At 60.8% G+C, this 8603-nt stretch carries 9 protein-coding genes and 2 pseudogenes; 6 read left to right on the plus strand and 5 right to left on the minus strand.

What is annotated here, in order from left to right:
• Positions 1-163 precede the first annotated feature (163 nt).
• Both ACVWXC_RS12955 and ACVWXC_RS12960 read left to right on the plus strand, forming a co-directional pair.
• Positions 164-403: pseudogene (locus ACVWXC_RS12955) on the plus strand (urease subunit beta); the annotation flags it as partial.
• A gap of 136 nt (positions 404-539) precedes the next feature.
• Positions 540-791, plus strand: a complete 252-nt coding sequence (locus ACVWXC_RS12960; RefSeq protein ID WP_240527800.1) for a hypothetical protein — start codon at positions 540-542, stop codon at positions 789-791.
• Between the two features lie 135 nt (positions 792-926).
• Here ACVWXC_RS12960 and ACVWXC_RS12965 read toward each other — a convergent pair whose 3' ends face one another.
• Complete coding sequence (locus ACVWXC_RS12965; protein WP_457393206.1) at positions 927-3326, minus strand: endonuclease MutS2; 2400 nt, start codon at positions 3324-3326, stop codon at positions 927-929.
• Between the two features lie 11 nt (positions 3327-3337).
• Positions 3338-3502 (minus strand): hypothetical protein, encoded by a 165-nt coding sequence (locus tag ACVWXC_RS12970; protein ID WP_168173329.1) that lies wholly within the window; start codon positions 3500-3502, stop codon positions 3338-3340.
• 198 nt (positions 3503-3700) lie between these two features.
• On the opposite strand from ACVWXC_RS12970, the gene ACVWXC_RS12975 reads away from it, so the two are divergent.
• From ACVWXC_RS12975 to ACVWXC_RS12990, 4 genes are all read left to right on the plus strand, one after another.
• Positions 3701-4105 (plus strand): NIL domain-containing protein, encoded by a 405-nt coding sequence (locus ACVWXC_RS12975; protein ID WP_011431371.1) that lies wholly within the window; start codon positions 3701-3703, stop codon positions 4103-4105.
• Between the two features lie 108 nt (positions 4106-4213).
• Positions 4214-4435 (plus strand): NAD(P)H-quinone oxidoreductase subunit L, encoded by a 222-nt coding sequence (gene ndhL, locus ACVWXC_RS12980; protein ID WP_011431370.1) that lies wholly within the window; start codon positions 4214-4216, stop codon positions 4433-4435.
• A gap of 27 nt (positions 4436-4462) precedes the next feature.
• On the plus strand, positions 4463-4804 hold the full coding sequence (locus tag ACVWXC_RS12985) for a DUF3007 family protein (protein WP_011431369.1): 342 nt from the start codon (positions 4463-4465) through the stop codon (positions 4802-4804).
• A gap of 289 nt (positions 4805-5093) precedes the next feature.
• The gene (locus tag ACVWXC_RS12990) at positions 5094-5648 is read left to right on the plus strand and encodes a response regulator (protein ID WP_240527801.1); all 555 of its coding nucleotides are present in this window, start codon (positions 5094-5096) and stop codon (positions 5646-5648) included.
• A 77-nt stretch (positions 5649-5725) separates the two neighbouring features.
• Here ACVWXC_RS12990 and ACVWXC_RS12995 read toward each other — a convergent pair whose 3' ends face one another.
• The 3 genes and pseudogenes from ACVWXC_RS12995 to ACVWXC_RS13005 all read right to left on the minus strand — a co-directional run.
• Complete coding sequence (locus ACVWXC_RS12995) at positions 5726-6778, minus strand: sensor histidine kinase (RefSeq protein ID WP_228375346.1); 1053 nt, start codon at positions 6776-6778, stop codon at positions 5726-5728.
• 79 nt (positions 6779-6857) lie between these two features.
• Positions 6858-7364: an SAM-dependent methyltransferase gene (locus tag ACVWXC_RS13000; RefSeq protein ID WP_011431366.1), complete on the minus strand. Its 507-nt coding sequence runs from the start codon at positions 7362-7364 to the stop codon at positions 6858-6860.
• A gap of 257 nt (positions 7365-7621) precedes the next feature.
• Positions 7622-8603, minus strand: a pseudogene (locus tag ACVWXC_RS13005) (RNA-guided endonuclease InsQ/TnpB family protein); the annotation flags it as partial.

Here is an 8603-nt window from a genome sequence, read left to right on the forward strand (position 1 = left end):
GTCCCCCCGTATACGGGGGGATATAGGGGGGCGGTGGGACTGCCGCTCTCTGGCTGTGGAGGATCCTGGTTTACCAGTCCGTTGAAGCAGCAACTGCGGGAAGTGATTCTCGGAAGCTCCCGTCTACAGCCCGTCAGGGCTTAGCGGGAGAGGATGTCACTTTCACTTTTTTGAGGTCAACCGAGCCCTGGTGTTGGATCGCGCCGCCAGCTTTGGCAGGCGCCTCAACATCCCTTCCGGCCAAGCGGTGCGTTTTGAGCCGGGGCAAACCCAGCGGGTCACTCTGGTGGCGCTGGGAGGCAAGGGTCTGGTGCATGGCTGCAACCGGCTGACGAAGAGCAGCGTCCGCTCTGCAACGCAAAAGCGGCGGGCCCTGGCCCGATTGCAGGAGTGGATGGGCTAGGTGGTTAAGCGCTATGGACATAACGCCCCTCGAAGTATGCAGCTTTGGGCATCTGGGCTGAGGCTTGGCCACATCCCCATCCCACCTCAGATTCAAGAGAGTAGGGCTATCCAATTCTTCCTCTGGGATCTGGCCAATGTTAGAGCGTGAGACTGTTTGGTGGATGTGGGTACAGGGCTTGGGGCTGAATCTTTCCGGGTTGGCCCTGTTGGCAGCAGCAGGTGCCACTTTCGGCCCCCTCTGCTGGACCGGCGCGACGGTGGCGGTGATGCTCAAGTTAATTGGAGATAGCCAACTGCTGCGCGCCTACTGGCTTTGGCAAAGTCGGCACCGCCAAGCGGGATCCCAGCCCGTCAGCTCGGCAGCGGCGCTCCAAAGTCAAGTTTGAACAGTTACCAAACAGCCTGTTCGTGGAGCTTCAGCTTCCCTCTCCCCCTGAGGAAGAGGGGCGGGTGAAGGCCAGCGGCAAAGTGCCTTAACCTTGTTTGAAACGACTGTCAGGGAGTTTGAAACAGCCTGACCCTCACCGCAGGTGGGCCACAGTCACACCCGTACCGCCGTCCTGGGGATCCGCTGGGGCAAACCTCTGGACACGCGGGTGATTTTGGAGGTAGGCCTGGACGCCGGCCCGCAGGCGTCCCGTGCCGTGGCCGTGGATGATCCAAACCGGGCCAGGAGGGGCTTGGGCAAAGTGCTGTTCCAGAATCGCCTCGGCATCGGCTACAGTTTTCCCCCTTAGGTCAAGGGTGTTGCGGCTGGTGCGCAGGTTCAGGGGAGCAGTGGTGGGCGGTGGGGAAGGAGGAGCTTTGGGGCGCTGGCGCTGTTTGGCCTGATGTTCATCGATGGGATCCAACTGGCCCCGCGGCACCGTGAACTTGAGAATGCCGCTGCGCACCACATACACCTCTCCTTCGACGGCAATGACCTCTCCCGTCTGTCCCAGGCCCCGCAGCCGCACCCGATCCCCCACCTCTGGCACGAACTCAGTCTCAACGGGCGGCGGCGGCGGCGAGTAGCGCCTGCGAATCTGCTCCAGCTCAGCAGCGACCTGCTGGGGATCGTCCCCCTGTTGCAGCTTGCGGACGGCGGCGGCCACCTCCCGGCGGGCGGCGGCCAAGAGGGCTTGCAGCCCCTGTTGCTGCCGGTACTCCAGTTGCGCCTCTCGCTCAGCCATTTGCCGACTGCGCTGCTGCATTTGGCGGTACAGGGTTTCCAGCTCTTGGTGCAGGGATCCCACCTGGGCGGCCCGCTCTTCCAACTGGGCCCGTTGCGCCTCCAGCCCCGCGATCACCTTATCCACCTGGCTTTCCCCCTGCAGATGCTGCTGCGCCCGCCGCAGAATCTCCGGCTCCAGGTGCAGCCGCCGGGCGATGGCCAAGGCATTGGAGCGACCAGGGATCCCCCACAGCAGGCGGTAGGTGGGGGCCAGGGTGGCCTCGTCAAACTCCACCGAGGCATTCTCAAAGCCGGGATGCTGGTATTTCAGAGCCTTCAGCTCGCCGTAGTGGGTGGTGGCCAAGGTCAGCAGGGCCTTTTCGGCGAGATACTCCAATAGCCCGGCAGCCAGGGCCGCGCCCTCGCTGGGATCCGTGCCTGCCCCCACCTCGTCCAGCAGAACAAGGGCCGGCGCCGGCTCCGACTGCAAAGCTTGCACGATGCGGCTGATGCGGCGAATATGCCCGGAAAAAGTGGAGAGGCTTTGCTGCAGCGATTGCTCGTCGCCGATGTCGGCATAGACCCCGTCGAACCAGGGCAGTTGGGGCGGATCCTGGGCGGGCAGGAAGATCCCCGCCTTGGCCATAAGCACCAATAGCCCCAAGGTCTTCAGGGCAACTGTCTTGCCGCCAGTGTTGGGGCCGGTGATGACCACGGCGCGGATGGACTCCGAGAGGGTGAAATCGATCGGGATCACCTCCGGGCCCTTGCCTTCCTCGCGAGACTGCCACAGAAGCAAGGGGTGCCTAGCTTGGCGCAGGCGCAATCCTGCCAGGACAAACTGGGGGCGATTGCCCCCCAACCAAAGGCTGTAGCGAGCGCGAGCCAACGCCACCTCCAGCCCCACCATCACCGCCTGCAGATGCTCCAAATCCTCGGCAACAGATCCCACCTGGGCCGAGAGGGCGGCCAAGATCCGCTCTTCCTCCGCCTGGATCTGGGCCTGGGTTTCCCGCAGCCGGTTGCCTAGCTCCACCACAGCGTAGGGCTCTACATAGAGGGTGGCCCCGCTGGCAGAGCTGTCGTGCACAATGCCGCGGATGAGATCCCGATGGGTGGCCTTTACCATCAGCACAAAGCGCCCCTGCCGCTGGCCAATCAACGTGTCCTGCAGCGCCTGGGGGTGCTGGCTCATCACCTGTTGTAGGCGTTCTTGGATCTGGCTGCGGTACTGGCGGTGCTGACGGCGCAGGTCTGCCAGGGCGGCGCTGGCGCTATCTCTCACCTCGCCGTGTTCGTCCAGGCAGCGGAAGATCTCCTGCTCTAGCTCAGGATAGGTGCGCAGATTGCTCACCCACTCCTGCAGGCGGGGCAGGCGCTCGTCAGCATCGATGAGTCGGCGAAGGCGGCGAGCAGCCCCCAAGGTGGTGGCAATCTGCACCAGCTCTTCCCCGCTCAGAATGCCCCCCCGTTCGGCCCGTTCCAGGGCCGGCAGCAAGTTGTGGATCCCGTCCAGAGAAATCCCCCCTGGCTGGCTGCAATCCAGCCGGATGGCCTCCTCCGTTTGATCAAGACAGACCTCGCTCTCGGCGCGGCTCCGCCAGGGATCCAGCTCTAGGCAGGCGCGGCGGCCTAGGGGTGTGGCGGCAAAGCTGGCCAAGTGTTGGCAGAGGCGGGGCCACTCCAACAATTCCAAAGTTTCTTGGCGGAGGGAAGGATCGGGCTCAGAACAGATCGGCAGCAGGTTGAAAGTAGTGGGCGTAGGCATTCCTGAAGAAATTAGCCATTCGAGGAAGAACGGAGCTGCAGCCGCTTCATCTCTTGCAAAAACTGCCGCTGGTAGTTGAGAAAGGCAGTGTGCCACTCGCGGAAGCGACGCTCACCATCGCGCACCAACATCTGTCGGTAGTGCTCGGAGTTGAGACGGGGCCGGGCCGAGTTCATGGGGATCGAAGACGCTCTGTCCCTATTGTGGCAGGCCGCGGGGCGCCTTTCATAGCTTCCAACCTGCGGGCAGGCGAGAAAGCACCCCATCTGTTCTGCCGGTGAGGGGAGATTTTTTGCTTGCAGTATGGCCGAACTTGGCAGTCGGCCTTGGCATACTGGAAGAGTCGTCGTACCTCAGCTACGCAAGTCAAATCCGTGCGCAAACGAGTGACCCTGATTTTTCCTCGCCACTTGGTGAATGTGCCCCTCACCTATCGTCTGGCGAAAGACTTCGATGTAGCCGCCAACATCGTCCGTGCCAGAGTAACCCCTAACGAAGTGGGCACCCTGGTGGTGGAGCTATCGGGAGATATCGACCAGGTGGAGGCGGGGCTGGAGTGGGTGCAGTCTTTGGGCATTGAGGTGGCCGAGCGGGCTAAAGAAATTCAGATCGACCCAGATTTGTGCGTGGATTGCGGCTTGTGTACGGGCGTTTGCCCCACCGAGGCACTGAAGATTTCCGCTCCCGACTGGAAACTGGAGTTTCTGCGTAATCGCTGTGTTATGTGCGAACAATGCATCCCCACCTGCCCTGTCGGGGCCATCAGCACGAGTTTATAGCGATGAGGCGAAGAGCCGGCTAAGCCGACAAGTTCATTCACTATTACAATGCTGTAATATGACCCCGATTGGACTGGATTTGCCCAGGTTAATTCGAGGCAACTGGATATGCTCTCTACCTCGACGCTCATTGGCTTGACCTATGCTGCGCTAGCAGTTCTCTACCTGCTGGTGCTGCCGTTCTTGTTTTTGGTGTACGTGGACAAGCGCTGGAACTACAGCGGTGCCTGGGAAAAGGTGTTGATGTTTTTCCTAGTTTTGTTTTTCTTCCCCGGTATGGTGCTCGTGGCTCCCTTCATGACGTTTCGGCCCAAGCCGCGTTCGCTCTAGAGCTCGCCCTTCTGCAACCTACCAGCCATGCGCAGACGGGATGTTCTCGGCATTGGCCTAGCCCTGCTCTTGGGGGGAGGACTTCTCTACGGGCTGCTGCTTTGGGCCGGCTTAGATACGGGCGCGGCGCAGCAGGTGTCGAGTGTGGTGTTTCTGCTGGGATGCCTGGGCTGGACGGTGGGCTACCTGAAGCGGGTGTTGAGCAGGGAAATGACTCTGAAGGCCCAGTGGGCCACTTTCGAGAGGCAGCAAATCCAAGAAAAACTTCACTCCCTCTCCCCGGAGGAGTGGCAGGCCTTGCAGGCCGAGCTGGCCTCCGAAACCGAAGAGGAAGCTGAGGGTGGTTTGACCGAGCAAGGCAAGTGCTGAGGCCGCCGGGCAAGCTGTACCCAAAAACTTGTCGCAGATCGGTGGAGTTTCAGCTAGAAACTGCAGGAGCCCCGCACTGTACCCCCTCAATCCCCCCGCCCCCCTGCCCCCATATACGGGGGGTTGGGGGGGAAGGGGGGGCGGTCGGAGTCGGGTAGTTTACGTATCCAAGCGGCTGGGTCAGCCCAGCACTACCGGTATAGCTAGTTACTGTTTCTTCTCTATTGGAAATGCTACCTTGCGCCGTAGGCAAAGTTGTAAACTAAGGCAAGTCGTTTCTCTGCTCACCGTGACCAAGACCGTTCTGGTGGCTCAGGGTCAGCTTTTGCAAGCCCAGCTCTGGAAGCTGGTGCTGGAGTCTCAGCGCCATACAGTGGTGCTGGTTTCTCCTCAGGCAGATCTGGTGGAGGTGGCGGCAACTCATTCTCCGGATCTGATGGTGGTGGATATGACGACGGGGCTGTTTAACCCCTATGCCTTTTGTCGAGAGTGTCGGAGCCGGCTTCCGGATATCCCTGTGATTCTCACTCATTACCCTCGTCGCCCCATCGAGCCGGCAGAGCGGCGCTGGGCCATTTACCAGGGGGCAGCCGAGGTGATCCCCGGTTTGGCCGAAGCCGACGACATTCTCCACTCCCTCGAGCAAATTTACAAGGCAGCCAGGTGGTCTTTTCCCATCGACACGGAAGCTCTTCACGCGGTTCTCGAGCAGCTGGGTTTGTGGTCTGAAAAAGACAGCCCCCCTCCTTCCCCGTCCGTTGCAACAGAAGAACGCCAAGAGCAAACGGCTGCGCCCCCGCCGGCAAAGTATCGATTGATGTATCGGGGCCGCCCTGTCGAGTGAGCTGCAAGCGCTCCACACCACTAACGCGAAGCAGAGGGGATCCCTTGGGCGCTTTTCTCCCCTGGCGGGGTTGGGGATCAGGGCAGCACCAGCGCTAGGGTCGTGCCCTGGGATCCCGTCTCCACCAAACACAAGTCTCCTCCGTGGGCTTGCAGGATACGTTTGGCGATGTACAGCCCCAGACCTCCTGAGCCGGTCGGGTAGTGCTGGCCGGCGATGTGAATGGGTTGGGCGATGTAGGGCTGGGCCAGCTCTTCCAGGGGAGCCGGCAGGCCGGGCCCGTCATCCCGCACCTGGATCTGGCGAGGGCTGATGGTCAGCACCACCACCTGGCGGGCGTAGCGCAAGGCATTGTCCACCAGGTTCACCAGCGCCCGTTCCAGCTCGGCCTCATCGGCATTGGCCCACCCTTCTCCCTCCACTCGCAGGTCGATCCCCCGTTCTCGGGCCAGGGATCCCATGCGTTCGGCCACCCGTCGGGCCAGGGATCCCAGATCGCAAAGACGAGGATGTAGCTCGATCTCGCCCCGCTCTAGGCGGTGGGCCTCCACCATCCGCTGCACCAGGGACAGATTGCGTTGGTTCTCCTGCAAGATGCGATCCAGCAGGGCAAGCCGCTCTTCCGGCTGCAACTGCTGCTCCTGCTTGAGGGCACTTAGCAAATGCCCAAAGGCAATGAGAGGGGTTTTCAGGTCATGCACCAAGGTGGCGGTAAAGGCTTCCCGCCGCAATTGGTCAATCTGGATCTGGCGCAGCAGATGGGCAAAGGCCTGGCGCAGGATCAAAGCCTCTTGGGGATCCCCGGGGCGGAGCAGCAAATTCCAACGGGCCGGCTGGCTAATTAAGGTTTCCAGATGGCCCAGCTCGCGGGCCAGCAAGGTGAGGGGCCGCAAGATTAGGGAAGACAGGACATAGCCCACCACTGCCGATAGCCCTGCTAGCAAAGGGATCCACAGCAGCAGCAGGACAGATCCCTCGGGGCTGAGCTCTGTGCCGGGGAGGATCCACTGCACCGACAGGATGAAAACCAAGTTGGGGACAAAGGAAAGGCTGGCAATCACCAGCGCCACCTGAGTGCGCAGGCTGTGGGGGAAGCGGCGGCGCCAGAACTCAAGTAGACGGCGTCTCAAGGGGGAACGGGAGAGAGGGCTGAGTTGAATTAGGCCAGGAGCGAACAGGCAAGTCAAGAGGGCTGGCAAAAAGTGGGGGCTAAATCCGCCAGAGATAGATGGTGTAGGTGTTGATAACATCTGACACGGTGGTGGTGGCGGTGGGCGGCCAATCCCCCATATCGAAAGTGTGGGTGACCAGGCGGGCGCCAGGCCGGAGCTCGCTGCGCAGCTTGTCTCGAATCAGCAGGTGGGAGCGGGGCAGCAAATAACAGGTCACCACCGTCGCTGGCGAGAGATCCAGGGTGAGCAAGTCCTGCTGCCGAAAACTGACCCGATCCTGAACCTGAGCGGCTTGGGCCGCCTGCTGTGCCTCTAGGATGCGCTCTGGGTCGATATCCACCCCCAGGCCCCGCGTGCCGCAGCGCTGGGCTGCCCGGATAGGAATGCGGCCATCCCCACAGCCCAAGTCGTAGAGGAGATCGTCGCCCCGCACCTGCGCCAGATCCAGCATGGCGTCGATCACCAGGGGCAAGGTGCGCACGTAGGGAGCCAGGCTCTCCCTACCGGAGCGGTTCTGAATGGGTTTGAAACCACGAGGTGCCACGGTGGAGCCGGGAGAGAGCTTTCCCCCTATTTTAGGATCCCTTGGCTGCCGCCTCTTTTGCGGAGAGAGCAGAAAGCACGGTGGCAGGGATTGGGGTTCTCAATCTTAGATTTTGCGGTTCTGTTGTTATCGCGCAGTTGGCACCTTGAGGTGCTGGGGAGGCTCTTCCAGACCGCTATGGCTGGGAGCGCAGTTTTCCGTCCGTGCCGGAGTCTTGCTGAGGATTTTTGGGGTTTCCTAGCTGCAAACTGATACATTTACGCTGAACACTGCTGAGCATTACTGCTCAGCGGTGAAGCGATAGCATTCTGTCCGTTTCCGTTGTCGCTACGCGACGCTGACGCGACCGCGCTACTCGGACGGAGTCCAAACAGAAAGGCGGTATCCCGCAAAGCCCTGAGCATAACACCCAGAGCGCCTTGCCAATCTCGTGGTAGCCTATGGTTGCACTTCGGGCATCTAAACACCTTTGCGCCACCCAACTTGGTGTGGATGTGCCCGCACTTGGTACAGGTTTTGCTGGTGTACGCTTCCGATACTTCCACGACAACCACGTTTTTCTTCTTGGCTTGAAACTTCAGGAACTGCTTGAACCGATAGTGCGCCCAGGTGAGCATCGCCCTTGCTGTCTTGCTACCAAACTTCCTCCCTGCCTTGGCAACCATCTTGGCTGACTCGAAAGTGGGTGAGGAATATCAATCGGTAGTTGTCCGTCAGGAACGCCGCTACCTTGCGATGGCACTCGTCCACCAAGTTCCTGATTCTCTCCCGCAGACGAAACGCCGCTTGCCGCATCCGTCTGCGCTTGAGTCTCGGCGCTTTGCTCAGCCTAGACTGCAGATCGTCTAGGTGGTAGCACAGCCGAGTGATTCTACCAAAGTCCCCCTTGGCAATATCTACAAAACCTGCCCCATCAAACCCTGTAAAGAAACTTCTTACCCCAGGGTCAAGCGCAACAACCCCCTTTGCTAACGAACACTGCTCGTTCACGGGCTCAGGAAAGATGGCATACCATCTGTCCTTCACCCGCATTAGCTCAGTTCCGCGTGCCCATTCTCTGGGCATCTCCTCGGATGCACGGAACGCCAAACCTCGGGTGAGTTTCGGATACCACGTTCCATTGCGAAAGTTGCCGGCGTTGAACTGCAGCGTATGCGACCTGTCTCGCACACTGCGAAACCTCGCGTCTTTGCTTCGGCGAAACGCCAACCACGCCTCGACGACCGCGTTCTGCTTGAT

Source organism: Thermostichus sp. OS-CIW-20 (genome assembly GCF_054061455.1).

Bases quoted from the DNA above. Each gene is read 5' to 3' on its own strand.
- ACVWXC_RS12960 (WP_240527800.1), top strand. From the start codon at position 540: ATGTTAGAGCGTGAGACTGTTTGGTGGATGTGGGTACAGGGCTTGGGG.
- ACVWXC_RS12985 (WP_011431369.1), top strand. From the start codon at position 4,463: ATGCGCAGACGGGATGTTCTCGGCATTGGCCTAGCCCTGCTCTTGGGG.
- ACVWXC_RS12970 (WP_168173329.1), bottom strand. From the start codon at position 3,502: ATGAACTCGGCCCGGCCCCGTCTCAACTCCGAGCACTACCGACAGATG.
- ndhL (WP_011431370.1), top strand. From the start codon at position 4,214: ATGCTCTCTACCTCGACGCTCATTGGCTTGACCTATGCTGCGCTAGCA.
- ACVWXC_RS12965 (WP_457393206.1), bottom strand. From the start codon at position 3,326: ATGCCTACGCCCACTACTTTCAACCTGCTGCCGATCTGTTCTGAGCCC.